The sequence below is a fragment of the Rhodopseudomonas parapalustris genome (genome assembly GCF_053772255.1).
In genome coordinates, this window is the sequence record NZ_JAMKBZ010000038.1 from 18,084 (window position 1) to 42,443 (window position 24,360).

At 65.0% G+C, this 24,360-nt stretch carries 22 protein-coding genes; 19 read left to right on the forward strand and 3 right to left on the reverse strand.

Annotated elements, in window-relative coordinates; all coding sequences use genetic code 11:
- Genes M9H71_RS22845 through M9H71_RS22855 form a run of 3 tightly spaced genes read left to right on the forward strand, consistent with a single transcriptional unit; the run spans nucleotide 1 to nucleotide 1,996 of the window.
- Nucleotides 1-1,206 (forward strand): geranylgeranyl diphosphate reductase, encoded by a 1,206-nt coding sequence (locus M9H71_RS22845; RefSeq protein ID WP_455407167.1) that lies wholly within the window; start codon nucleotides 1-3, stop codon nucleotides 1,204-1,206.
- A gap of 19 nt (nucleotides 1,207-1,225) precedes the next feature.
- Nucleotides 1,226-1,690, forward strand: coding sequence for a TspO/MBR family protein (locus tag M9H71_RS22850; protein ID WP_455407168.1), 465 nt, complete (start codon nucleotides 1,226-1,228; stop codon nucleotides 1,688-1,690).
- A 33-nt stretch (nucleotides 1,691-1,723) separates the two neighbouring features.
- Nucleotides 1,724-1,996, forward strand: coding sequence for a hypothetical protein (locus M9H71_RS22855; protein WP_455407169.1), 273 nt, complete (start codon nucleotides 1,724-1,726; stop codon nucleotides 1,994-1,996).
- A 132-nt stretch (nucleotides 1,997-2,128) separates the two neighbouring features.
- On the opposite strand, the gene M9H71_RS22860 is transcribed toward M9H71_RS22855, so the two are convergent.
- Nucleotides 2,129-2,548 (reverse strand): c-type cytochrome, encoded by a 420-nt coding sequence (locus tag M9H71_RS22860; RefSeq protein ID WP_455407170.1) that lies wholly within the window; start codon nucleotides 2,546-2,548, stop codon nucleotides 2,129-2,131.
- 321 nt (nucleotides 2,549-2,869) lie between these two features.
- Here M9H71_RS22860 and ppsR point away from each other — a divergent pair, with 321 nt between their 5' ends.
- Both ppsR and M9H71_RS22870 read left to right on the forward strand, forming a co-directional pair.
- Entirely contained in the window at nucleotides 2,870-4,252 is a 1,383-nt protein-coding gene (gene ppsR, locus M9H71_RS22865; protein ID WP_455407171.1) for a transcriptional regulator PpsR, read from the forward strand.
- On the forward strand, nucleotides 4,253-6,457 hold the full coding sequence (locus M9H71_RS22870; RefSeq protein ID WP_455407172.1) for a GAF domain-containing protein: 2,205 nt from the start codon (nucleotides 4,253-4,255) through the stop codon (nucleotides 6,455-6,457). It abuts the gene before it with no gap.
- A 33-nt stretch (nucleotides 6,458-6,490) separates the two neighbouring features.
- Here M9H71_RS22870 and M9H71_RS22875 read toward each other — a convergent pair whose 3' ends face one another.
- The gene (locus M9H71_RS22875; protein WP_455407173.1) at nucleotides 6,491-7,150 is read right to left on the reverse strand and encodes a biliverdin-producing heme oxygenase; all 660 of its coding nucleotides are present in this window, start codon (nucleotides 7,148-7,150) and stop codon (nucleotides 6,491-6,493) included.
- A gap of 60 nt (nucleotides 7,151-7,210) precedes the next feature.
- Nucleotides 7,211-8,092 carry a cobalamin B12-binding domain-containing protein gene (locus M9H71_RS22880; protein ID WP_455407174.1) on the reverse strand — a complete coding sequence of 294 codons (882 nt, stop codon included), beginning with the start codon at nucleotides 8,090-8,092 and terminating at the stop codon, nucleotides 7,211-7,213.
- Nucleotides 8,093-8,347: 255 nt separating this feature from the next.
- Between M9H71_RS22880 and bchF the strand changes: the two genes are divergently transcribed.
- The 14 genes from bchF to hemA are packed head-to-tail and all read left to right on the forward strand — an operon-like array spanning nucleotide 8,348 to nucleotide 24,254.
- Nucleotides 8,348-8,908 carry a 2-vinyl bacteriochlorophyllide hydratase gene (bchF, locus tag M9H71_RS22885; protein ID WP_455407175.1) on the forward strand — a complete coding sequence of 187 codons (561 nt, stop codon included), beginning with the start codon at nucleotides 8,348-8,350 and terminating at the stop codon, nucleotides 8,906-8,908.
- Nucleotides 8,905-10,194, forward strand: coding sequence for a ferredoxin:protochlorophyllide reductase (ATP-dependent) subunit N (locus M9H71_RS22890; protein WP_455407176.1), 1,290 nt, complete (start codon nucleotides 8,905-8,907; stop codon nucleotides 10,192-10,194). The genes bchF and M9H71_RS22890 overlap by 4 nt, the downstream gene beginning before the upstream one ends.
- A gap of 1 nt (nucleotide 10,195) precedes the next feature.
- Complete coding sequence (gene bchB / locus M9H71_RS22895) at nucleotides 10,196-11,818, forward strand: ferredoxin:protochlorophyllide reductase (ATP-dependent) subunit B (RefSeq protein ID WP_455407177.1); 1,623 nt, start codon at nucleotides 10,196-10,198, stop codon at nucleotides 11,816-11,818.
- Nucleotides 11,793-15,539 (forward strand): magnesium chelatase subunit H, encoded by a 3,747-nt coding sequence (locus tag M9H71_RS22900; protein ID WP_455407178.1) that lies wholly within the window; start codon nucleotides 11,793-11,795, stop codon nucleotides 15,537-15,539. The genes bchB and M9H71_RS22900 overlap by 26 nt, the downstream gene beginning before the upstream one ends.
- Entirely contained in the window at nucleotides 15,536-16,474 is a 939-nt protein-coding gene (gene bchL, locus M9H71_RS22905; protein WP_455407179.1) for a ferredoxin:protochlorophyllide reductase (ATP-dependent) iron-sulfur ATP-binding protein, read from the forward strand. Before M9H71_RS22900 ends, bchL begins: the two co-directional genes overlap by 4 nt.
- Nucleotides 16,474-17,175, forward strand: a complete 702-nt coding sequence (bchM, locus tag M9H71_RS22910; RefSeq protein WP_455407180.1) for a magnesium protoporphyrin IX methyltransferase — start codon at nucleotides 16,474-16,476, stop codon at nucleotides 17,173-17,175. Before bchL ends, bchM begins: the two co-directional genes overlap by 1 nt.
- The gene (locus tag M9H71_RS22915) at nucleotides 17,172-18,605 is read left to right on the forward strand and encodes an MFS transporter (RefSeq protein WP_455407181.1); all 1,434 of its coding nucleotides are present in this window, start codon (nucleotides 17,172-17,174) and stop codon (nucleotides 18,603-18,605) included. Before bchM ends, M9H71_RS22915 begins: the two co-directional genes overlap by 4 nt.
- Before the next feature lie 22 nt (nucleotides 18,606-18,627).
- Entirely contained in the window at nucleotides 18,628-19,395 is a 768-nt protein-coding gene (gene puhA, locus M9H71_RS22920) for a photosynthetic reaction center subunit H (RefSeq protein WP_455407182.1), read from the forward strand.
- Nucleotides 19,392-20,054 (forward strand): photosynthetic complex putative assembly protein PuhB, encoded by a 663-nt coding sequence (puhB, locus tag M9H71_RS22925; RefSeq protein ID WP_455407183.1) that lies wholly within the window; start codon nucleotides 19,392-19,394, stop codon nucleotides 20,052-20,054. Before puhA ends, puhB begins: the two co-directional genes overlap by 4 nt.
- Nucleotides 20,055-20,068: 14 nt before the next feature.
- Nucleotides 20,069-20,575, forward strand: a complete 507-nt coding sequence (gene puhC / locus M9H71_RS22930; RefSeq protein ID WP_455407184.1) for a photosynthetic complex assembly protein PuhC — start codon at nucleotides 20,069-20,071, stop codon at nucleotides 20,573-20,575.
- Between the two features lie 2 nt (nucleotides 20,576-20,577).
- On the forward strand, nucleotides 20,578-20,877 hold the full coding sequence (locus M9H71_RS22935; protein WP_164605063.1) for a hypothetical protein: 300 nt from the start codon (nucleotides 20,578-20,580) through the stop codon (nucleotides 20,875-20,877).
- Nucleotides 20,874-21,971, forward strand: coding sequence for a magnesium-protoporphyrin IX monomethyl ester (oxidative) cyclase (gene acsF, locus M9H71_RS22940; protein ID WP_455407185.1), 1,098 nt, complete (start codon nucleotides 20,874-20,876; stop codon nucleotides 21,969-21,971). The genes M9H71_RS22935 and acsF overlap by 4 nt, the downstream gene beginning before the upstream one ends.
- Nucleotides 21,972-21,984: 13 nt before the next feature.
- The gene (puhE, locus tag M9H71_RS22945) at nucleotides 21,985-23,046 is read left to right on the forward strand and encodes a putative photosynthetic complex assembly protein PuhE (protein ID WP_455407186.1); all 1,062 of its coding nucleotides are present in this window, start codon (nucleotides 21,985-21,987) and stop codon (nucleotides 23,044-23,046) included.
- Nucleotides 23,043-24,254: a 5-aminolevulinate synthase gene (hemA, locus tag M9H71_RS22950; protein WP_455407187.1), complete on the forward strand. Its 1,212-nt coding sequence runs from the start codon at nucleotides 23,043-23,045 to the stop codon at nucleotides 24,252-24,254. Before puhE ends, hemA begins: the two co-directional genes overlap by 4 nt.
- Nucleotides 24,255-24,360: the final 106 nt, after the last annotated feature.

Here is a 24,360-nt window from a genome sequence, read left to right on the forward strand (position 1 = left end):
ATGACCGAGAACTCCGCAATTTATGATGTCGTTGTCGTCGGCGGCGGCCCTGCCGGCGCCACCGCGGCGTGCGATCTGGCGCGTACCGGCAAGCGGGTGGTGCTGCTGGATCGCGCCGGCCGGATCAAGCCGTGCGGCGGCGCGATTCCGCCGCGCGCGATCGAAGACTTCGCGATCCCCGACAGCATGCTGGTGGCCAAGATCAACGCCGCGCGGATGGTGTCGCCGAGCAATGTCGAAGTCGACATGCCGATCGACGGCGGCTTCGTCGGCATGGTCGACCGCGAGCATTTCGACGAGTGGCTGCGCCAGCGCGCCGCGACCGTCGGCGCCGAACGGCGGACCGGCCTGTTCAAGCGGTTCAGCCGCGACGAGGCCGGCGTCAACACGGTTCACTACGACGCGCGTCAGCCCGATGGTTCGACCGCTGAACAAACGGTGCGTTGCCGTGCGATCATCGGTGCCGACGGAGCGGTGTCGGGTGTGGCGCGACAGTTCCTGCACGATGCCGACCGGGTGCCGTTCGTGTTCGCCTATCACGAGATCATCAAGGCGCCGCAGCCGGAGCAGAAAGCCGCCTACGAAGGCCGCCGCTGCGACGTGTACTATCAAGGCAACGTCTCGCCGGACTTCTACGGCTGGGTGTTTCCGCACGGCAATACTGTCAGCGTCGGCACCGGTTCGATGCACAAGGGCTTCTCGCTGCGCGATTCCGTCGCCGAGCTGCGCAAGGCGACCGGCCTCGACGAGGTCGAGACCATCCGCAAGGAAGGCGCGCCGATCCCGCTGCATCCGCTGCCGCGCTGGGACGACGGCCACAGCGTGCTGCTGGCCGGCGACGCCGCCGGCGTGGTCGCGCCGGCGTCCGGCGAAGGCATTTACTACGCGCTGCTCGGCGGCCGGCTTGCTGCCGAGGCGGTCGGCGAGTTTCTGCAGACCGCCGACGCCAAGGCGCTGAAGCTGGCCCGCAAGCGCTTCATGCGTGCGAACGGCTCGGTGTTCCGGATTCTCGGCCTGATGCAGTGGTACTGGTACGCCAACGACAAGCGCCGCGAACAATTCGTCAGCATCTGCCGCGATCGCGACGTCCAGAAGCTGACGTGGGACTCCTACATGAACAAGAGGCTGGTGCGAGCCAAGCCGATCGCGCATGTTCGCATCTTCTTCAAGAACCTGGCCCACATGACGGGGCTGGCGTCGGTTTGATTGCTGCAGGCGGTGGCTTGTGAATCCGATCTTTGTCGCGGCCGCCGTCGCGATCTTCGTCGGTCTGCTCGGCGGTTCGCTGACCGACACCGGGACTTGGTATCAGAGTCTCGTCAAACCCTGGTGGCAGCCGCCGGACTGGGCGTTCGGCCCGGCCTGGACGGTGATTTTCGCGCTTGCCGCGATGTCCGCGGTCTATGCCTGGCGCGGCGCGCGTACCCGCGCGCAACGCGACTGGGTGATCGGCCTGTTCGCCGCCAACGGCTTCTTCAACGTGCTCTGGAGCATGCTGTTCTTCACGGTGCGACGGCCGGATTGGGCGCTGCTGGAAGTGCCGCTGCTCTGGCTGTCCGTGCTGGTCGGCGTGGTGTTGTTCTGGCGCAGCGCCCGCACTGCGAGCTACTACCTGTTGCCCTATCTGATCTGGGTCACCTTCGCGGCCTATCTCAACTGGACCGTGGTGCGGCTGAATACGCCGTTCTGAACGCGTGACGATATTGCCGCGCCGAGGACTGCCATGCAGATGATGTCCGACCTGTTCGCCAGCGGCGCCTTCGTCGACTGGGTGCTGATCTTCCTCGTTATCGAGGCGATCGCGGTGATCGGCTATTGGCTGTGGCGCAAGCGTGGCATCGCGCCGGCCGATTTCCTGCCCGGGATGATCTCTGGCGCGCTGATGCTGCTGGCGCTGCGGGCCGTGCTGGCCGGTGCGGGATGGCTGGCGCCGACGCTGTGTCTGCTCGCCGCCGGAGGCGCGCATCTGGTGGACGTGCTGCGGCGCTGGCGCTGAGAGCGGGCAGGGCGTCTTCAATAGCCAGCGTCGGCGACAACAGGCGACAACAGGTGCCTGAAAACACGAAGGGCTCCGGTTCGTGCGAACCGAAGCCCTCGTGACTTCCAGACGTCAGTAAGTCGGATCGACTTACTTCAGGGTGGCCAGATAGGCGACCACGTCCTTGCGCTGCTGCTCGTTGGCGAGCTTGAAGGTCATCTTGGTGGCGCCGACGGCCTGATCAGCATGACCCTTGTCGGTCAGGAACTTTTTCAGGAAGGCGTTCGGATCGGCCAGATAGGTGATGATGTTTTCCGGGGTCCAGACCAGGCCGGCTTCACCCGAGTGATGGTTCAGCGGCGAATAGCTGAAGCCCGGAGCGGTGCCCGCCTTGCGGCCGACGACGCCGGCCAGCGCCGGACCGACCATGTTCTTGTCGGCGCGGTGGCAGGTCATGCACTGCTTGAACACGGCTTCGCCCTTCGCGGCATCCTGGGCCGAAGCGGTGCCGATCGACAGAGATGCTGCAGTGGCGGCGATGCTGACGATTGTGAGAAGTTTTTTGACCACGTCTCTCTCCTTGAAGAACCCGTCTTGGCGTCGAGCGACCCCGGGCCTTGTCGGCCATGACAGACAGTCGCATCCAAACCCGTTCTGAACGGTTCTGTAAAGTCGTTCTAACGTAAATGACGATAGGTTGTGCGAAGCAATTTTGCCTGATGACGTTGATCTATCGAAATTTTATTTCCGAATAGGCAATTCGGCTAATTTTCGGTTTCCGCGTTGCGGAAGCCACTTGCCATGGCCCGTCAGTGCGACTAAGCCCTTGTGAACACGGCAATGTCTCGACAATGCGTCGTATTGACGCCACGCCGTGTGCGAGCGGAGCTGATGGTCACAAAATCCGTTCACGCCGACGTCACCCTTCTGCTCGATATGGAGGGTGTGATTCGAGAGGTCACATTGTCTCCGGCAATGGCGGTCGAGCGCGTCGATGGTTGGCTCGGTCGGCGTTGGACTGACATCGCCGGTGACGACAGCGTGCGTCGCATCATGGACGATGCGCGGCGCAGCGGAATCTCGGCATTCCGGCAGGTCAATCAGACGTTCCCAAGCGGCGTCGAAATCCCGATCGAATTCACCACCATGCTGCTGGGCGACCGCACCGGCATGATCGCGGTCGGCAAGAACATGCAGGCGGTCACCGAGCTGCATTCCCGGCTGATCGCCGCGCAGCAGGCGATGGAACGCGACTATTGGCGGCTGCGCGAACTGGAGACGCGCTACCGGCTGGTGTTCGACGCTGCCGCCGATGCCGTGATGATCGTCACCGCTGACGATTTTCGGATCGTCGAGGCCAACCGTGCCGCGATCAACGCGATCCGCGGCGAGCGCGGCAACGACGATCTGGCGGGCGGCGACTTTCTTCCCCAGGTTGCCGAGGCCGACCGGGATGCCGTCCGTGACATGTTGGCGCGCGTGCGCGAACGCGGCACAGCGCTGAGCGTCCTGGTTCATTTCGGTCGTCACGGCAGGGCGTGGACGCTGCGCGGGTCACTGATGTCCGCGGATCGCCGCCAGGTATTCCTGCTCCACTTCACGCCGGTCGCGACCGCGCCCGCCGTCGAGGAAGCCGACGACGACATGATGCTGCGGGGATTGATCGACCGCGTCCCCGACGGTTTCGTGGCGATGGATTCGGCTGGCGTCGTCCGTCACGTCAATCAGGCGTTCCTCGATCTGGTGCAGCTCGGCTCCAAGCCGGCCGCGATCGGATGTTCGCTGGGACGCTGGCTGGGGCGGCCCGGCGCCGACCTGTCCAGTCTGCTGACCCTGCTGCGGCGATTCAACGCGGTCCGTCTGTTTCAAACCACCATCCGCGGCGAGCTCGGCACCGAGACCGAGATCGAGATCTCCGCCGTCGACGGCGACGAGGACAACTACATCGCCGTGTTGATCCGGAACGTGTCGCGCCGGCTCGATACGGCGGACGACGGCGAACCGCTGCGCCACGCGCTCGGGCCGATCAGCCGACAGCTCGGGCGAACCTCACTGCGGAAGCTGGTCAAGGATACGGTCGGCATCGTCGAGCAGCATTACGTCAAAGAGGCTCTGCTGCGGTCGCGAGGCAACCGGACGGCCACCGCCGAACTGCTCGGTTTGAGTCGGCAGAGTCTTTATGCCAAGCTCCACCGGTACGGCTTCGACGACAAGAGCGCCGGCTCCGCTGCTCTCGACGAGGCGGACAGCGCCGCAGACGACGCAGAGGATTGAGTGGCAACTATTGCCTCGAGCAGCCCCGCATTCGGGACCGCCGATCTTTCGAATTGCGAAACTGAAGAGATCCATCTCGCCGGTTCGATCCAGCCGCACGGAGCGCTCCTGGTCGTCAGCGAGCCGGATCATCGCGTCATCCAGGCCAGCGTCAACGCTGCGGAATTCCTGAACCTGAAGCAGGTGCTGGGCGTTCCGCTCGCTGAGATCGATGGCGATCTGTTGATCAAGATCCTGCCGCATCTCGATCCGACCGCCGAGGGCGTGCCGGTCGCGGTGCGCTGCCGGATCGGAGAGCCGGCCGCGGATTACGACGGGTTGATCCACCGGCCGCCGAACGGCGGACTGGTCATCGAGCTCGAACGCGCCGGCCCGCCGATCGATCTGTCGGGTTCGTTGGCGCCGGCGCTGGAGCGGATTCGCGGTGCCGGTTCGCTGCGCGCGCTGTGCGACGATGCTGCGCTGCTGTTCCAGCAACGCACCGGCTACGACCGGGTGATGGTGTATCGCTTCGACGAGGAGGGTCACGGCGAGGTGTTCTCCGAACGCCACGTCCCCGGTCTCGAATCCTATCTCGGCAATCGCTATCCGTCGTCCGACATTCCGCAGATGGCGCGCAGGCTCTACGAGCGCCAGCGCGTGCGCGTGCTGGTCGACGTCGGCTATCAACCGGTGCCGATCGAGCCGCGACTGTCGCCGCTGACTGGGCAGGATCTCGACATGTCGGGCTGCTTCCTGCGCTCGATGTCGCCGATCCATCTGCAATACCTGAAGAACATGGGCGTTCGCGCCACGCTGGTGGTGTCGGTGGTGGTCGGCGGAAAGCTGTGGGGGCTGGTCGCCTGCCACCATTATCTGCCGCGCTTCATCCATTTCGAGTTGCGCGCGATCTGCGAGTTGCTGGCCGAGGCGATCGCAACCCGCATTACCGCGCTGGAGAGCTTCGCACAGAGCCAGTCGGAGCTGTTCGTGCAGAGGCTCGAGCAGCGGATGATCGAATCGATCACCCGCGAGGGCGACTGGCGTCCGGCGATCTTCGACACCACACAATCGATCCTGCAGCCGCTGCGGGCCTCCGGCTGTGCGCTGATCTACGAGGACCAGATCAGGACGGTCGGCGAAGTGCCCGGCACCCAGGACATCCGTGCGGTCGCCGCTTGGCTCGACGGTCTGCAGCGGTCACCGGTGACCTCGACAGCTTCGCTCGGCCTCGACGAGCCGCGTTTCGCGCATCTGACCCGAGAGGCGAGCGGCGTGGTGGCTGCGCCGATCTCGGATCACCGTGGTGAGTTCCTGGTCTGGTTTCGTCCCGAGCGCGTCCACACGGTCACCTGGGGCGGCGATCCGAAAAAGCCGTTCACGATCGGCGACCGTCCGGCCGATCTGTCGCCGCGGCGATCCTTCGCCAAGTGGCACCAGGTGGTCGAGGGCACGTCCGATCCCTGGACCGCGGCCGATCTCGCTGCCGCTCGCAACATCGGCCAGACCGTCGCCGACATCGTGCTGCAGTTCCGCGCCGTGCGGACGCTGATCGCGCGCGAGCAATACGAGCAGTTCTCCAGTCAGCTCGAGGCCTCGTTGCAGCCTGTGCTGATCACCGATGCCGATGGCCACATCGTGCTGATGAACGACGCGTTTCGTGCGATGTTGCCGGCCGGTGCGCCTGCGCTGGCACATCTGGAGGATCTCGCCGGCCTGTTCGTCGAGCCGCGCGACTTCCTGCTCAACGTCGCGGAATTGCTCGATTATGCGCGCGGCTGGCGCGGCGAGGTGCTGCTGCGCGGCGCCGGCAATACCCCGCGGCCGTTGCTGGTTCGCGCCGATCCGGTGACCCCGTCGCAGGACCGTGCGCTCGGCTTCGTGTTGATTTTCAACGACGCGACCGATCGCCGGACAGCGGCTGCGGCGCGCACCAGGTTTCAGGAAGGGCTCCTCGCCAGCTCGCGGCCCGGCCTCCGGCTGGATTCCAAATCGGACCTGCTGCACGAGAAGCTGTTGTCGGCGCTGGTCGAGAATGCCCAGCTCGCCGCGCTCGAAATCACCTACGGCGTCGAGACAGGGCGGATCGCCGAACTGCTCGAGGGTGTCCGGCAGTCGATGCTGCGCACCGCCGAAGTTCTCGGTCATCTGGTGCAGCACTCCGCCCGCACCGCGCGCGGCGAACACAGCGATCACAGCGAAGACGGATCGCGCGACAAGACGTAGGTCGTACCTGGGCGTGCCGCGGAACGGAGGCTCTCAGGCCCGGTGTCGCTGCACGTCCATCGAGAGCGCGATGTTGTAGGTGAACGCCACCGCGCCTTCCTCGATGATCGCAGCCGGATCGGGCGCTGCCGCGCCGGCACGTTCCAGCGCGTCGCGATAGTCGGTCTTCAACGTCGCCGGATCGCCGATCGCGGAAAAGTCGTAGTGGGCCAGTTCGCCGCCGCTGAGCTGCATGGTTTTTTCAAGCAGCCGACGCACGATCTGTCCGCCGTTGAGATCGCCGAGATAGCGCGTGTAGGCGTGCGCGATCAGCAGGCTGCCGTCGCCTTTGCTTACTTGCGCGATCCGCTCGGCATAGGCTTCGGCGGCGGGCAGCACCGGCAGCCGTTCGCTCCAATCCGCGCCGGCGAGCGCCTTCAGGTCGGATTCGATTGCGGGCGTGCGTGCCAACGAATACGCGGCCAGCGGCGACAGGATCGGATTGTCGCGATGACGTTCGATGCCGGCCTCGATCGCCTGATAGGCGGGATGAAGATTGCGCAGCAGCAGTGTGTAACCGTCGCGCCCCGCGGTGCCGTGCAGGATCTTTGCGAGGATGCCGGACTTCTCAGCTTCGAGGTGTAACTGTCGAGTTCGCACATACAACGCGGTGACGACGCTGTCCGCGCCGCGCTCCGCCGCTTCCACAACCATGCCTGTCCTCCGATGCAGGAGGCCTTATAACAGAAATCGCGGTTCGCGCGCGATCCGACGTCAGCTCTTGTTCCGCGCCGCGTGGACCAGCTCACGGGCGAGCCGCGGCGCGCTCGCGCCATCGACCGCGCAACCATCCGCACCGATCGCTTTGATCAATTCCGGCCGGCGGATCAAAAGGGGCCCACCGAGCAAGACCGCAACATGACGATTGCGGGAGTCGCGGCGGATGTCCTGGATGTCGTGCTTCAACTGATCGAGATGGCGATCGCCGCCGACCGAAAAGCCGACGACGTCGAACGCGCGCTCCTGCACCAACGTGATCATCTCGCGGCGCGAGCCGAACGGGCCGGTCCAGATGTCCCACCCGTCGCGCCGGAAGAATTCCGCGACCATCGTCAGGCCGAAGCTGTGTTGCTCGCCGGGAATCGTCGTCAACAGCGCCGTACCGCTGCCGCTGACGCGGCGTTCGTCGGCGACGCTCTCGCCGATTCGTCGAAGCATGCGCTGCAGGCGACTAACCGCGAGCGTGACGTTGACGAAACTGGCTGTGTCGTCCTCCCACATCTCACCGAGGCGATGCGCAGCGGGGGCGAGCAGGTTGAGGAAGATCAATTCGGTGGCGGTCCCCTGCGAGATAAGACTCTCCACGTAGTCGAAGGCTGCCGTCTCGTCGTGGCTGAGAACCAGGAAGGTGAACTGCTGCACTCCGAAAGACGTACCAGGATCGACCGTGGTGGACATGCTCGAAAATGGAATCTGCGACGGCGTCGTTCGGGAAAAGGCGAAGGTTCGGAGCGAGGTGGCGATGGCCGATGACTGGAGTGGCGGGGAACACCGCCAGATCGGCTCCGGAATCGCCGGGGGCAGGGGAGTCACCGGGAAGGTGGCTGGTTCGGCGGCGGTATTCGCCGCGGTCGGATGATCGTCCCAGTCCGCCATAGGGGTACTCCCTGACCATAGACATAAGGCTGACGGTCAATGGACCGTCAAGTTTAATTTACGTATGGTTTGATTGACAGTGGCATGTGTGGAGACTAGCCTTTGTTGATCAGCCGCACTTTTGGGAGTGGCGCGGTGCATCGTCAGTCAGCAACAGATCAAGAAAATGAGGGTCTGGGTGCGACAGTCCCGGCCTCCCAACCGGTAACTTCGGTATCGCATCACCGTGATGGGGATGTGTCAAACGTTCTTTACATGAAGGATCCCGAGGTCGGCGCATCGCGCCATGCTGGCGCCGAGCGGGTTCAACAACAAAAGCAAGCAGTTAAGATGCTCTACACGCCCGAAGAGCGAGTTCGTCGCGATTCGACAAAATGGACGCTGGTCCAAGGTATTTTGGCACCGGTCCAGTTTTTGGTGTTCCTGGTCAGTCTTGGATTGGTGTTGTGGTATCTGGCGACCGGAGACGGTTACGCCGCTGCGACCGCGTCGATCGTGATCAAAACGCTGGTGCTCTACACCATTATGGTCACCGGCGCGATTTGGGAGCGCGAAGTCTTCGGCTGTTACTTGTTCGCGCCCGCGTTCTTCTGGGAAGACGTGTTCAGCTTCTTGGTGCTGACGCTGCACACCGTCTATCTGGTGATGCTGTTTCTCGGCCTCGGCGATGCGCGCGATCAGATGTACGTCGCCCTTGCCGCCTATGCGACCTATGTCGTCAACGCCACCCAGTTCGTGCTGAAGTTGCGCGCCGCTCGTCGTGACGAGCGGATCGCCGGCCTGCGTGAGCCTACGGTTTCCGGGAGCCGCGCATGACCGTTCACGTTCCAGGCTGTGCAACCGCTGCTGCGGATCAATTGGTGTCTCGTGAGGTTCGCACCGAGAGCGGACAGCGCGAGGTGTTCTGCGGATTGACCGGCATTGTGTGGTTGCACCGCAAGATTCAGGATGCGTTCTTTCTGGTGGTCGGATCGCGCACTTGCGCGCACCTGATCCAGTCGGCCGCCGGCGTGATGATCTTCGCCGAGCCGCGGTTCGGCACGGCGATCATGGAAGAGAAGGATCTCGCCGGTCTGACAGACGCCAACGACGAGCTCGATCGCATCGTCACCCAGTTGCTGGCCCGCCGGCCCGACATCAAGCTGTTGTTCCTGGTCGGCTCGTGTCCGTCGGAAGTGATCAAGCTCGATCTGTCGCGTGCTGCGCTGCGGCTGTCGCAGCGGTTCTCCCCCGAAGTGCGCATTCTGCATTACTCGGGCAGCGGCATCGAAACCACCTTCACGCAGGGCGAGGATGCCTGCCTGGCCTCGCTGGTGCCGGAATTGCCGGCGTCGACGAATGCCAAGACGTCGCTGCTGGTGATCGGTTCGCTGGCGGATGTGGTCGAAGATCAGTTCGTTCGGATGTTCGATGCGCTCGGCGTCGACAATGTCTCGTTCTTTCCGCCGCGCAAATCGACCGCGCTGCCGAGCGTCGGGCCGAATACCAAGATCCTGATGGCGCAGCCATTCCTGCCCGACACCGTGCGGGCGTTGGAAGAGCGCGGCGCCAAGCGCCTGGCGGCGCCGTTTCCGCTCGGCGTCGAAGGCACCACCGGTTGGCTGCGGGCCGCCGCCAATGCGTTCGGAGTCGATCCGGCGCATTTCGACCAAGTCACTGCGCCCAATCGCAGCCGTGCCGAGCGGGCGCTCGCGGCGTTCAAGTCCGAGCTCGGCGGTCGACGGATCTTCTTCTTCCCCGACTCTCAGCTCGAGCTGCCGCTGGCGCGCTTCCTGTCGCGCGAGCTGGATATGAAGCTCGTCGAAGTCGCCACCCCGTATCTGCACCGCGAGCAGCTCGCCGAAGAGCTGAAGCTGCTTCCGGCCGGCGTCGCGCTGACTGAAGGCCAGGACGTCGACGATCAGCTCGATCGTTGCCGTCTGGCACGGCCCGACATCGTGGTGTGCGGCCTCGGCCTCGCCAATCCGCTCGAGGCGGAAGGCATCACCACCAAATGGTCGATCGAACTCGTGTTCACCCCGATCCAGGGGTACGAGCAGGCGGCCGATCTCGCTGAATTGTTCGCGCGGCCGCTGGTGCGGCGCGCCAAGTTGGTGGCCTGACATGCAGCTCACCGTCTGGACCTACGAAGGACCTCCCCACGTCGGCGCGATGCGGATCGCGACCGGTATGGAAGGGCTGCACTACGTGCTGCACGCGCCGCAAGGCGACACCTACGCCGATCTGCTGTTCACCATGATCGAGCGCCGCAACAAGCGGCCGCCGGTGACCTACACGACGTTCGCCGCGCGCGATCTCGGCAAGGACACGGCCGAACTGTTCATGAGCGCGGCGCGCAACGCTTATGCGCGCTTCAAGCCGCAGGCGATGATCGTCGGTGCGTCCTGCACCGGCTCGCTGATCCAGGATGATCCCGGTGGGCTCGCCAAGTCGCTCGGCTTCTCGATTCCGGTGATTCCGATCGATCTGCCGGCGTATCAGCGCAAGGAAAACTGGGGCGCGTCGGAGACGTTCTATCAGCTCGTGCGCGCGATCGCCGGCCCGAAGGCGCCGCCGCCCGGCACCAAGCGTGCCGAACGCCCTGCAGGCCAGCGTCCCAAATGCAATCTGCTCGGGCCGACCGCGCTCGGCTTCCGCCACCGGGACGACATTACTGAGATCACCAAGCTGCTCGGCCAACTCGGCATCGACGTCAATGTCGTGGCGCCGATGGGGGCGACCCCGGTCGATCTCACCCGGCTCGGCGACGCCGACTTCAACGTCGTGCTGTATCCGGAAATCGCTTCGCAGGTCGCCTCGTGGCTGCAGCGGATCTTCCACCAGCCGTTTACCAAGACGATTCCGATCGGCGTTTCGGCAACCCGCGAGTTCGTTCGCGAAGTCGCCGGCCTCGCCGGCGTCGATCCCGAGCCGGTACTCGCGGCCGCTTCGACGCGGCTGCCGTGGTACTCGCATTCGGTCGATTCGACCTATCTCACCAACAAGCGCGTCTTCATCTTCGGCGATGCCACCCATGCGATCGCCTCGGCGCGGATCGCGTCCGAAGAACTCGGCTTCAAGGTGGTCGGGCTCGGCACTTACAGCCGCGAATTCGGCCGCGATGTCCGTGAGGCGGCGGCGAAATACGGCGTCGAAGCGCTGATCACCGACGATTATCTGGAAGTCGAGGCCAAGGTTGCCGAGCTGCATCCGGAACTCGTGCTCGGCACTCAGATGGAGCGCCACATCGCCAAGCGCCTCGGTGTGCCCTGTGCGGTGATCTCGGCGCCGGTCCATGTTCAGGATTTCCCTGCGCGCTACGCGCCGCAGATGGGATTCGAAGGCGCCAACGTGATCTTCGACACCTGGGTCCATCCGCTGATGATGGGCCTCGAAGAACATCTTCTGGCGATGTTCAAGGACGATTTCGAATTCAAGGACGGCGCGCTGCCGTCGCATCTTGGCACCGGCCACGCACCCGCCCCCGCGCCCGCAGCGGCGGAGGTCGCCGTTGCGCTGCCGCAAAGCGCGCCGGTTCTCGACGGTGCAGCATCTCAACCGGTCCCGGCCGCAACTGCTCCCACGGGAGCCGTATGGGCGCCGGAAGCCGAAAAGGAACTGCTGAAGATACCGTTCTTCGTCCGCGGCAAGGCTCGACGAAATACCGAGCGCTTCGCCAACGAGAATGGTGTCGCAACAATCACTGTCGAGACATTGTACGATGCCAAAGCGCACTTCGCCCGCTGATAAGACCCCGGTCCGGGTCGTCATCGTCACGCTGGACAGCCATTTGTCCGGTGCCGCCGCACGTGCTCGCAACGTGTTGCGGAAGGATTATCCCGGAATCGAGCTGACGGTGCACTCCGCCGACGAGTGGGGGAGCGACGGACACGCGCTGCAGCGCTGCCTCGCCGACATCGCCACCGGCGACATCATCATCGCCACCATGCTGTTCATGGACGATCACGTCCGTGCGGTAATGCCGGCGCTGCAGGCGCGGCGCACCGAATGCGACGCGATGGTGTGCTGCATGTCGGCCTCCGAGGTGGTGAAGCTCACCCACATCGGCAAGTTCGACATGAGCGCCGAAGCGCTCGGCATGATCAATTGGCTGAAGAAGCTGCGCGGCAAGAAGCACGAAGGCTCGGCCGGCAAGGGCGAGATGAAGATGCTGCGGCAGCTGCCGAAGCTGCTCCGCTTCGTGCCCGGCACCGCGCAGGACATGCGCGCCTACTTCCTGACGCTGCAGTACTGGCTGGCCGGTTGCGAGCAGAACATCGCCAACATGGTGCGGCTGCTGATCGACCGCTACGCGAGCGGTCCGCGCAAGGGTCTGCGCGGCGTCGCCAAGGTCGAGCCGCCGCTCGAATATCCCGATATCGGCGTGTACCACCCGAAGATGAAGGGCCGGATTGCCGAGTCGGTCGACAAGCTGCCGACGGGCCCGAGCGAGGCCAAGGGCACGGTCGGCGTCCTGCTGCTGCGCTCCTATCTGCTCGCCGGCAATGCCGGGCATTATGACGGCATGCTGGAGACGTTCGAGGCCAAGGGCCTGCGCGTGATTCCAGTGTTCGCTTCGGGCCTCGATCAGCGCCCGGCGATCGAGCAGTTCTTCATCAAGAACGGCCGTCCCACGGTCGATGCGGTGGTGTCGCTTACCGGCTTCTCGCTGGTCGGCGGTCCCGCCTACAACGACTCCAAGGCGGCCGAAGACATCCTCGCCGCGCTCGACGTGCCGTATCTGTCGGCGCATCCGGTCGAGTTCCAGACGCTGGAGCAGTGGGCGACGTCCGATCGCGGTCTGATGCCGGTGGAAAGCACCATCATGGTGGCGATCCCCGAGCTCGACGGCTGCTCCAACCCGATGGTCTATGGCGGCCGCTCCGACGGCGGCGACGTCGCCTGCCCGGGCTGCGAGAAGTTCTGCAAGTTCGAGCGCAACGAAAGCGGCGGCGACATGCATGTCTGCAGCGAGCGCGCCGAAATGCTGGCGTCTCGCACCGCCAAGCTGGTGGCGCTGCGCCGGAGCGAACGCAAGGACCGCAAGGTCGCTGCGGTGCTGTTCAACTTCCCGCCGAACGCCGGCAACACCGGCACCGCGGCGTTCCTCGGCGTGTTCGAGTCGCTCTACAACACGCTGAAGGCGATGAAGGCCGAAGGCTACACCGTCGAGGTCCCCGAAAGCGTCGATAGCTTGCGCGAGGCGATCATCAACGGCAATGCGGCACGGTTCGGCGCCAATGCCAACGTCCATGCCCGCGTGATGGCCGGCGATCACGTCAAGAACGAACGCTATCTGCGGGAGATCGAAGCGCAGTGGGGTCCGGCGCCCGGCAAGCAGCAGAGCGACGGTTCGTCGATCTTCATTCTCGGTGAGCGCTTCGGCAACGTGTTCGTCGGCGTGCAGCCGGCGTTCGGTTACGAAGGCGACCCGATGCGGCTGCTGTTCGAGAAGGGGTTTGCGCCGACGCATGCCTTCTCGGCGTTCTATCGCTGGATCAAGCAGGATTTCGGCGCTCACGCGGTGCTGCATTTCGGCACCCACGGCGCGCTGGAATTCATGCCCGGCAAGCAGACCGGCCTGTCCGGCACCTGCTGGCCCGACCGCATGATCGGCGATCTGCCGAACATGTATCTGTACGCCTCCAACAACCCGTCCGAAGGCGCGATCGCCAAGCGGCGGTCGGCGGCGACGCTGGTCAGCTATCTGACTCCGCCGGTCGCGCATGCCGGCCTGTATCGCGGGCTGCTCGAGCTGAAGTCTTCGCTCGAGCGCTGGCGCGGCCTGACGCCGGAGGAAGAGACCGAGCGCGCAAATCTCGCGACGTTGGTGCAGGCTCAGGCCGCCGGCCTCGACCTCGCCCCGGCCGAACCGGCCTGGACCGCCGAAGAGGCGGGGGCGACCATCGCCAAGCTCGCCGACTCCGTGCTCGAGATGGAATACGCGCTGATCCCGCACGGCCTCCATGTGGTCGGCAATGTGCCGTCCGAAGAGGAGCGGGTCGAGACGCTGGAAGCCGTTGCGGATGCGATGCACGGCAAGCGGCCGGACAAGTCCTTACTCGAAGCGCTGGTGCGCGGCGGCCATCCCGAGCATCTGTCCGGCAATGGTCCCGAGGCCCAGGCCAATCTCGACATGCTCAAGGAGCTGGCCGGGATCGACAAGCTGCTCGCCGAGGATCACGAACTCGCCGCGATCCTGCGCGCGCTCGACGGCAAGTTCATCCGTCCGGCGCCGGGCGGCGACCTGCTGCGCACGCCTGCGGTGCTGCCGACCGGCCGCAACCTGCACGGCTTCGATCCGTTCCGCATTCCGTCGGCCTACGCGCTGCAGGACGGCGCCAAGCAGGCGCAGCGGCTGATCGACAAGCACATCGCCGAGGGCAATCCGCTGCCCGAGACGGTCGCGATCGTGCTGTGGGGCACCGACAACCTCAAGAACGAAGGCGCGCCGATCGGCCAGGCGCTGGCGCTGATGGGCGCCCGGCCGCGGTTCGACGGCTACGGCCGTCTCGCCGGCGCCGACCTGATCCCGCTCGAAGAGCTGGGCCGGCCGCGCATCGACGTGATCATCACCATGTCGGGCATCTTCCGCGACCTGCTGCCGCTGCAGATCAAGCTGCTCGCCGAAGCCGCCTTCATGGCGGCGAGCGCCGAGGAGCCGGCCGAGCAGAACTTCATCCGCAAGCATTCGCTGGCCTATCAGGCCGAGCACAAGTGCGACATGGAGACGGCGTCGCTGCGGGTGTTCGGCAATGCCGACGGTGCCTACGGCTCCAACGTCAACCATCTGGTCGAGAACAGCCGCTGGGAAGACGAGGACGAGCTGGCCGAGACCTATACCAAGCGCAAGAGCTTCGCCTACGGCCTTAAGGGCCAGCCGGTGCAGCACGCCGAGCTGCTCAAGAGCGCGCTCGCCGATGTCGATCTCGCCTATCAGAATCTCGACTCGGTCGAGCTTGGCGTCACCACCGTCGATCATTACTTCGACACGCTCGGCGGCATCAGCCGCGCGGTGCGCAAGGCCAAGGGCGGCCAGGCCGCCCCGGTCTATATCGGCGACCAGACCCGCGGGGCCGGCACCGTCCGCACGCTGTCGGAGCAGGTCGCACTCGAAACTCGCACTCGGATGCTGAATCCGAAGTGGTACGAGGGCATGCTCAAGCATGGCTACGAAGGCGTGCGCCAGATCGAAGAGCACGTCACAAATACTATGGGCTGGTCGGCAACCACGGGTGAAGTCGCGCCGTGGGTGTACAAGCAGCTCACCGAGACCTTCGTGCTCGATCCTGAAATGCGGGCACGCCTCGCCGCGCTCAATCCGGTGGCCTCGGCGAAAGTCGCCAACCGCCTGATCGAAGCGCACGAACGCAACTACTGGTCTCCGGACCCGGAAATGCTCGAGACCCTGCGCAAGGCAGGCGAAGAGCTCGAGGATCGCCTGGAAGGCGTGGGAGTGGCCGCATGAACATCCTGACTGACCCCCTGAAGCTGAAGACCTCGGGCTGCGCCGACATCAATGCCGGCAAATGCGCCGAAGGCGACGGCGAGGGCAGCGTCCAGGTCCAGCTCGACCCTGACGTCAAGATCGGCTCCGCCAAGGTGTTCTCGATCTACGGCAAGGGCGGCATCGGCAAGAGCACGACGTCGTCGAACCTGTCGGTGGCGTTCTCCAAGCTGGGCAAGCGCGTGCTGCAGATCGGCTGCGATCCGAAGCACGACTCCACCTTCACGCTCACCAAGAAGCTGATGCCGACGGTGATCGACGTCCTGGAGTCGGTGAACTTCCACTCCGAGGAGTTGCGCCCCGAGGACTTCGTGTTCGAGGGCTACAGCGGCGTGATGTGCGTCGAGGCCGGCGGTCCGCCGGCGGGCACCGGCTGCGGCGGCTACGTCGTCGGCCAGACCGTCAAGCTGCTCAAGGAGCATCATCTGCTCGAAGACACCGACGTGGTGATCTTCGACGTGCTCGGTGACGTGGTGTGCGGCGGCTTCGCCTCGCCGCTGCAGCATTCCGAGCGGGCGATGATCGTCGCCGCCAACGACTTCGATTCGATCTTCGCCGCCAACCGCATCGCCGCGGCGATCCAGGCGAAGTCGAAGAACTACAGTGTGCGGCTGGCCGGACTGATTGCCAATCGCAGCCGTGAGACCGACCAGATCGACAAGTTCGGCGAGCGCACCGGTATCCAGCGCGTGGCGCATCTGCCGGATCTCGATGTCATCCGGAAGAGCCGTCTGAAAAAGATGACACTTTTTGAGATGGATCACACCGCAGAAATCGAAGCTGTGCAAAATGAGTATCTTCGGCTCGCTACGGAGTTGTGGGAGGCGAAGGAGCCCCCGGTCCAAGGCAAGCCGCTGAAGGATCGCGACATCTTTGATCTCTTGGGATTTGATTGATGGCGTTGGGCAGCTACATCGAGCGACGCGGCGAGCTTGAAACCTATTTCGACCGCACTGCGGCCGACACCTGGGCGAAGCTGACGTCGGACGCGCCCGTCAGCGGCATCCGCGCCACCGTGCGCGCCGGCCGCGACGAGATGCGCAACACCCTGTTGTCGTGGCTTCCCGCCGACATGACCGGCACCCGGCTGCTCGACGCCGGTTGTGGCACCGGTGCTCTGTCGATCGAGGCAGCGCGGCGCGGCGCCAAGGTGGTGGCGATCGACCTGTCTCCGACCCTCGTCGCGGTAGCGCGCGAGCGGTTGCCGGCCGACATCGATCCGGCCGCGATCGACTTCCGCTCCGGCGACATGCTCGATCCCGAACTCGGCGAGTTCGACTTCGTGGTCGCGATGGATTCGCTGATCCATTATCTGCCCCACGACATCTGCCGGATGCTGGCGACGCTGGCGTCGCGCACCCGCCAATCAATGGCGGTGACCTTCGCCCCGAAGACTCCGCTGCTGACGCTGATGCACTTCGTCGGCGGCTTCTTCCCGCGCGCCGATCGTGCGCCGGCGATCGAGCCGATCAGCGAAAAGAAACTACGTGCCCTGGTCGCGGCTGAGCCGCTGCTGGCGCAATGGCAGCCCGGCCGCACCCATCGGGTGTCGTCCGGCTTCTACACCTCGCAGGCCCTGGAGATGGTTCGACGATGAGCCAACTTGCGGCGACATTGGCGAAAGGCTGGATGCGTCTTGGCACGCGATTCCTGCCGTTCGCCGACGCGGCGACCAAAGAGCTTCCGCTCGGCCGTCTGCTGCGTCTGTCGCTGTTTCAGGTTTCGGTCGGCGCCTCGGTCGTGCTGCTCAACGGCACCCTCAATCGCGTGATGATCGTCGAGCTCGGCGTCACCACGCTGCTCGTTTCGCTGATGGTGTCGCTGCCGCTGGTATTCGCGCCGTTCCGCGTCTTGATCGGCTTCAAGTCCGACCATCACCGTTCGGTGCTCGGCTGGCGCCGCGTGCCGTACATCTGGATGGGCACGCTGCTGCAGTTCGGCGGCTTTGCCATTATGCCGTTCGCGCTGCTGGTGCTGTCCGGCGGCGGTGAGTATCCGGCGGTGTACGGCCAATTCGGCGCTGCGCTGGCGTTCCTCTTGGTCGGCGCCGGTCTGCATACCACGCAGACCGCTGGGCTGGCGCTCGCTACCGACATCGCGCCGGAAGACTCGCGGCCGCGAGTCGTGGCGTTCCTGTATGTCATGCTGCTGATCGGGATGACCGGCAGTGCGCTGATCTTCAGCGAGCTGCTGCGCGACTTCAGCGAGCTCAGGCTGATTCAGGTCATCCAGGGCGTCGCGGTGATGCAGCTTCTGCTCAACATCGTCGCGCTGTGGAAGCAGGAGGCCCGCAATCCGGCGCTGACCGCTGTGGCGCGTCAACGTCCGCAGTTCGCCGAGTCCTGGGCTCAGTTCCGTGATGCCGGCGGCTCGACCCGGATGTTGGTTGCGATCGCGCTCGGCACGGCAGGCTTCTCGATGCAGGACATTCTGCTGGAGCCCTATGGCGCCCAGGTACTGCAGCTCACCGTCGGCCAGACCACGGCGCTGACCGCGTTCTTCGCGCTCGGCACGCTGGCGGGTTTCGCGCTGGCGGCGCGCACCCTCGGCCGCGGCGGCGATCCGTATCGGCTCGCCGGCCTCGGCGCGATGATCGGCATGTTCGCCTTCGCGGCGGTGGTGATCTCGGCGCCGGCGCAATCGGCGCTGCTGTTCCGGATCGGCACGGCGCTGATCGGTTTCGGCGGCGGCCTGTTCGCGGCCGGCACGCTGACCGCGGCGATGGCCGTGGCCTCTCGCAGTGATTCAGGAATGGCGCTCGGTACGTGGGGCGCAGTGCAGGCGACCGCAGCCGGCGGCGGCATCCTGCTGGGTGGCGGCATTCGCGACGCCGTTGCTTCGCTCGCCAGCGACGGTGCGCTCGGCGCCGTGCTGTCGGGGCCGGCGATCGGTTATTGCTTCGTCTACTACATCGAGATCGCGTTGCTGTTTGCAACGCTCGTCGCCGTGGGTCCGCTCGTGCGCACGACACGAACGGACTACACGCAGTCGTCAGCCAAATTCGGCCTTGCCGAATTTCCAGGTTAACTAAGAGGAAGGGGTCTGTCCCATGCAACCCGGAGCGTATTTGGACTTAGCGCAGGTTACCCTGTACGTATTTTGGATCTTCTTCGCTGGCTTGCTGTTCTATCTCCGCCGGGAAGACAAGCGCGAGGGCTATCCGCTGGTCGCCGATGCCGGTACCGGCACTCGTCTGGCGAAGATCGGCGTGCCTGCGCCGCCGGATCCGAAGACCTACCTGCTGCGTGGCGGCGCCACCAAGACCGTGCCGTCGACCAGCAACGATCGCCCGAACGTGGCGCTCGCTCCGGCCGCGCCGTGGCCGGGTGCGCCGTTCGTGCCGACCGGGAACCCGTTCGCCGACGGCGTCGGTCCGGGCTCCTACGCACAGCGTGCCGACGTTCCGGAGCTCGCGCTCGACAACCTGCCGGCGATCGCTCCGCTGCGCGCCGCCAAGGGCATGTTCCTCGATCCGCGTGACCCGAATCCGATCGGCATGCCGGTGGTGGGCTGCGACGGTGTGGTCGGCGGTACGGTGACCGAAGTCTGGGTCGACCGCGCCGAAGTGATCGCCCGCTACCTCGAAGTCGAGGTCGCCAAGAGCAAGAAGCGCGTGCTGCTTCCGGTGCCGTTCGCGCTGATCAACGACCCGTTCGGCAAGGTGTCGGTCGACGCCATCCGCGGCGATCAGTTCGCCGGCGTTCCGACCATCGCCAAGGGCGACCAGGTCACCAAGCTCGAAGAAGACAAGATCTGTGCGTACTACGGCGCCGGCACTCTCTACGCCACGCCGCTGCGTTCGGAGTCTCTGGTATGACGGACACCCCCAGCCAGTTTCGTGAGCTTCCGTCGCCCTTGCCGGAGGGAGAGCGCGTCATCTGGCAGGGGAAGCCGACCTATAAAGGGTTGGCCATCAGGTCCTTCCACATGCGGGCAGTGGCGGCCTATTTCGCCCTGCTGATCGCGTGGAAGGCCTGGTCGCACTGGTCGAGCGGCCAGTCGCCGGTGGAAGCATTGACCTCCGCGTCGATGCTTCTGATCCCGGCGCTGGGTGGCCTCGGCCTGCTTGCGCTACTCGTCTGGTTGTTCCGTCGCGCGACCTGCTACACCATCACCTCAAAGCGCGTCCTTCTCCAGATGGGCGTGGCGCTGCCGATCACCATCAACATTCCGTTGACCAAGATCGCCAACGCCGACCTGCGCCGCAATCGCGACGGCAGCGGTGATATTCCGCTGCGGATGATCGACGATAAGCGCGCCTCCTATGTGTTGCTGTGGCCGCATGTGCGGCCCTGGTACATCAATCAGCCGGAGCCGATGCTCAATTCGGTTCCGGACGTCGCCACCGTCGCCGCCAAGTTGACCGAGGCGGTGAAGGCACAGACCGAAAGCTCTGCGCTGGCGATCGGACAAGCCACCAGCAGCGGCCCCCAGGATGGTCCGCTGCCGAGTTCCACCGCAACGGCAATTGCCTGAACCCGGAGATCGAGATGAGCGAGGCCGCGCACAATCTCAATGTTCCGAAGGGTGTTCTGATCGCGGCTGCGGCGGTCGTGTTTTTCACGATCGCTGCGGCGGCGACCACAAGCCTGACCGGGATCGGACAGTCCCGGATGACTCCGCCGGCGATGGTCGAAAGCCTCGACCTGAACTTCGAAGACAGTCCGGACGGGGCGGTGCTGGTGTATCGCGCCGCCGACCGCGGATTGGTGATGTCGCTGCAGCCGGGACACTCGGGCTTCGTCCGCGTGGTGCTGCACGGCATGGCGCGCGAGCGCCAGAAAGCCGGCGTCGGTTCGGCGCCTGCGTTCCAGCTCGCCCGCTACGTCAATGGTCAGTACACGCTGACCGATCCGGTCACCAAGAAGGTGATCGACCTCAATGCGTTCGGCGCCGACAATCTGCGCGCCTTCGCGCAGTTGATGCCCGCCGGCTCCGGCGCTGAACAAACCACCTCCAATAACGAGAACCTCACCGAGAAAGGCGCTTCGAAATAAGCATGTTCGGACTAGGGAAACGCACGAGCTTCGACGTCCCCTGCACGGTCGAGATCGAACAGACCTCGGAGACCCTGCACGCGCACGTCGTCCTCGACGGCGACATCGAAATCGGACCCGGCGACGAGGTTCTGGTTCATGATGCGCCGACCCACGTCGACTTCGGCGAACGTTTGGTCGTTCGTCGCACCGCAACCGTGGTCCGTGCCGGTCTGTTCGACAAGATCCGTGCGCGGTTCGAAGGCTACCGTGAACTGACCGAACTGTACGAAGTCAGCTTTTCGACCGGGAGGGTTCAATGATTCCAATGGAGGGCGGCGCCCAGGGCGCGCTACGATCGCGACCGGACATCAAGGGCAGCGTCGACAGTCTCAACATCGCCAAGCAAGACACCATCCTGACGCCGCGGTTCTACACCACCGACTATGCGGCGATGGACAAGCTCGATGTCAGCCTCGTGCGTGCCGAATGGAACGCGATGATGGACGAGCTGCGCGCCGACTACAACAAGGCGCACTTCAAGAAGACCGACGAGTTCCTCAACAGCGACCTTGATCAACTGCCGCCGGAGCTGCGCGCCGAGTTCAAGGACTTTCTGGTGTCGTCGCTGACGGCCGAGTTCTCCGGCTGCGTGCTCTACGCCGAGATCAAGAAGCGGATCAAGAACCCGGAAATCCGCGAATTGTTCGGCCTTCTCAGCCGCGACGAAGCACGCCACGCCGGCTTCATCAACGAGATCCTGAAAGATCACGGCATCGGCGTCGACCTGTCGTTCCTGACCAAGGTCAAGAAGTACACCTATTTCCGGCCGAAGTTCATCTTCTACGCGACCTATCTGTCCGAGAAGATCGGCTACGCCCGCTACATCACCATCTATCGGCAGATGGAGCGCCACCCGGAGCGCCGCTTCCACCCGATCTTCAAGTGGTTCGAGCGCTGGTGCAACGACGAGTTCCGGCACGGCGAGGCGTTCGCGCTGCTGATGCGCGCCGATCCGTCGCTGCTGTCGGGCGTCAACAAGCTGTGGATCCGGTTCTTCCTGCTGGCGGTGTTCGCGACGATGTACGTCCGCGATCACATGCGCCCGGCCTTCTATGAAGCGCTCGGGGTGGATGCCACGGAATATGGCATGCAGGTGTTCCGCGTCACCACCGAGATCTCCAAGCAGGTGTTCCCGGTGACGATCAATCTCGACGATCCGCGCTTCCTTCAGAACCTCGAGCGGCTGCGTATCGCCGCCGAGAAGATCGACCGCAGCCACAGCCAGGGCCTGCTCGGCAAGTTGAAGCGGCCGTTCTACGCCGCCTCGGCGGCGCTGGCGTTCGGCCGCTTGTTCTTGCTGCCGGCGAAGCGCAACGAACTGCCGCGCGTCATCGGCCTGCGTCCGGCGTGGTGAGGGGGATGGTCTGATGGTCAGCTACCTCGGCCCGCCGATCTTCGCAGCCTTCGTTTGGTGGTTCTCCACCGGGGCGGTGTTGCTCCTGGTCGGCAGCGTCGGCCGGTCCGAACTGCTGCGCGCGGTGTGCGCCGGGGGAATGCTCACCATCGCGCTGTGCGGCCTGTCGGTCACCGCGCACGACGTCAGCGTCGGCGCGGCCTACATGGCATTTAGCTGCATCATCTTCCTGTGGGGCGCGCAGGAGATCGCGTTCCTGTCGGGCTGGCTCACCGGTCCGCGGGCCGAACCGTGCCCGCCCGGCGCCAAGGGCTTCGCCCGGCTGAGCTATGCGCTGCAGGCGATCATCTATCACGAGATCTGCCTGCTCGCCTGCGGCGCCGTGGTGCTCGCGGTGACGCTCGGCGCCGAGAATCAAGTCGGGCTGTGGACCTATGTGGCGCTCTGGGTGCTGCGCCAGAGTGCGAAGATCAATCTGTTTCTCGGCGTGCCCGTCACCAACGACGAACTGATGCCGGACGCCGTTCAGTTCCTGAAGACGTACTTCGCGCGCAAGCCGGTCAGCGCCTTCTTCCCGATTTCTGTGACTCTGGCGACCGCAGTGCTGGTGGTTATGATCCAGCGCATTGTGGAAGTCGCCGATACGCCGTTTGAAGTGGTCGGACTGACGCTGGTGTCGACGCTGTTCGCGCTCGGTGTCGTCGAGCATTGGTTCATGCTGCTGCCCTTGCCTGCCATCACGCTGTGGAGCTGGGGCATTCGTCCAGGTTTCTCGCCGGAGAACATCGTCATGGAACAGAAACCCTCCGCCACCATCGCCGCTGCCTCCGCGCAGGGCCCTTCGCAGCACACCGAGTCTCAGGCCACGGTCGAGAGTCGCCCCGCCGCGCCGCAGCTCGTCGTGGTGCCGACCGCCCGCGCCGACGATTCGGAGCCCAAGGCGCGCCAGGTGTGTGCCCGGCAGCGGCTCGAAGAACAGTTCCGCCAGACCTTCCTGGAGCAACATCCCCGGAGCGGCTTGGCATCGGCACGGGTCGCAGAACCCGCCGCGACGCTCAACGGGAGGACGTCATGAACTACGAAGCCTATTTCAAGCGCCAGATCGAAGGTCTTCATCGCGAAGGGCGTTATCGGGTGTTCGCCGACCTGGAGCGCCATGCGGGATCGTTCCCGCGTGCGACCCATCATCATCCCGAGGGCACCAACGAAGTCACGGTGTGGTGCTCCAACGACTATCTCGGCATGGGCCAGCACCCTGAGGTGCTGAAGGCGATGCACGAGGCGCTGGATTCCTGCGGCGCGGGCGCCGGCGGCACCCGGAACATCGCGGGCACCAACCATTATCACGTTCTGCTCGAGCAGGAGCTGGCGGCACTGCACGGCAAGGAGGCGGGACTGCTGTTCGCCTCAGGTTACGTCTCGAACTGGGCGACGCTGTCGACCCTGGCATCGCGGATGCCGGGCTGCGTGATTCTGTCGGACGAGCTGAACCACGCCTCGATGATCGAAGGCATCCGTCACAGCCGCAGCGAGACCCGGATCTTCGCCCACAACGATCCGCGCGACCTCGAGCGCAAGCTCGCCGATCTCGATCCGCATGCGCCGAAGCTGGTGGCGTTCGAGTCGGTGTATTCGATGGACGGTGACATCGCGCCGATCGCCGAGATCTGCGACGTCGCAGACGCGCACAACGCCATGACCTATCTCGACGAAGTCCACGGCGTCGGCCTGTACGGTCCGAACGGCGGCGGCATCGCCGATCGGGAAGGCCTCAGCCATCGCCTCACCGTGATCGAGGGCACGCTGGCGAAAGCCTTCGGCATCGTCGGCGGCTACATCACCGGGTCGGCGGCTCTGTGCGACTTCGTCCGCAGCTTCGCCTCGGGCTTCATCTTCTCGACCTCGTTGCCGCCGGCTGTCGCGGCCGGTGCGCTGGCCAGCGTCCGGCACATTCGGTCGAGCTCGGCCGAGCGCGAGCGTCACCAGGATCGCGTCGCCCGGCTCCGGATGCGGCTCGATCAGATCGGCGTCGCCCATATGCAGAACCCGAGCCATATCGTTCCGGTGATGGTCGGCGACGCGGTGCTGTGCAAGCAGATCAGCGACGAGCTGATCAACCGCTACGGCATCTATGTGCAGCCGATCAACTATCCGACCGTGCCGCGCGGCACCGAGCGGCTGCGGATCACGCCGTCGCCGCAGCACACTGATGCCGACATCGAACATCTGGTGCAGGCGCTCGCCGAAATCTGGGCGCGCGTCGGCCTCGCCAAGGCCGCCTGATCCAGAACCTGATCTACCCGAGCAAGACTGGCGGGGGGCGCGCCGGGCGCGGGGGTGGGGGTGGTGTGGGGGGGGGGGGGGGGGGGGCCGCGCCCCCCCCCCCCCC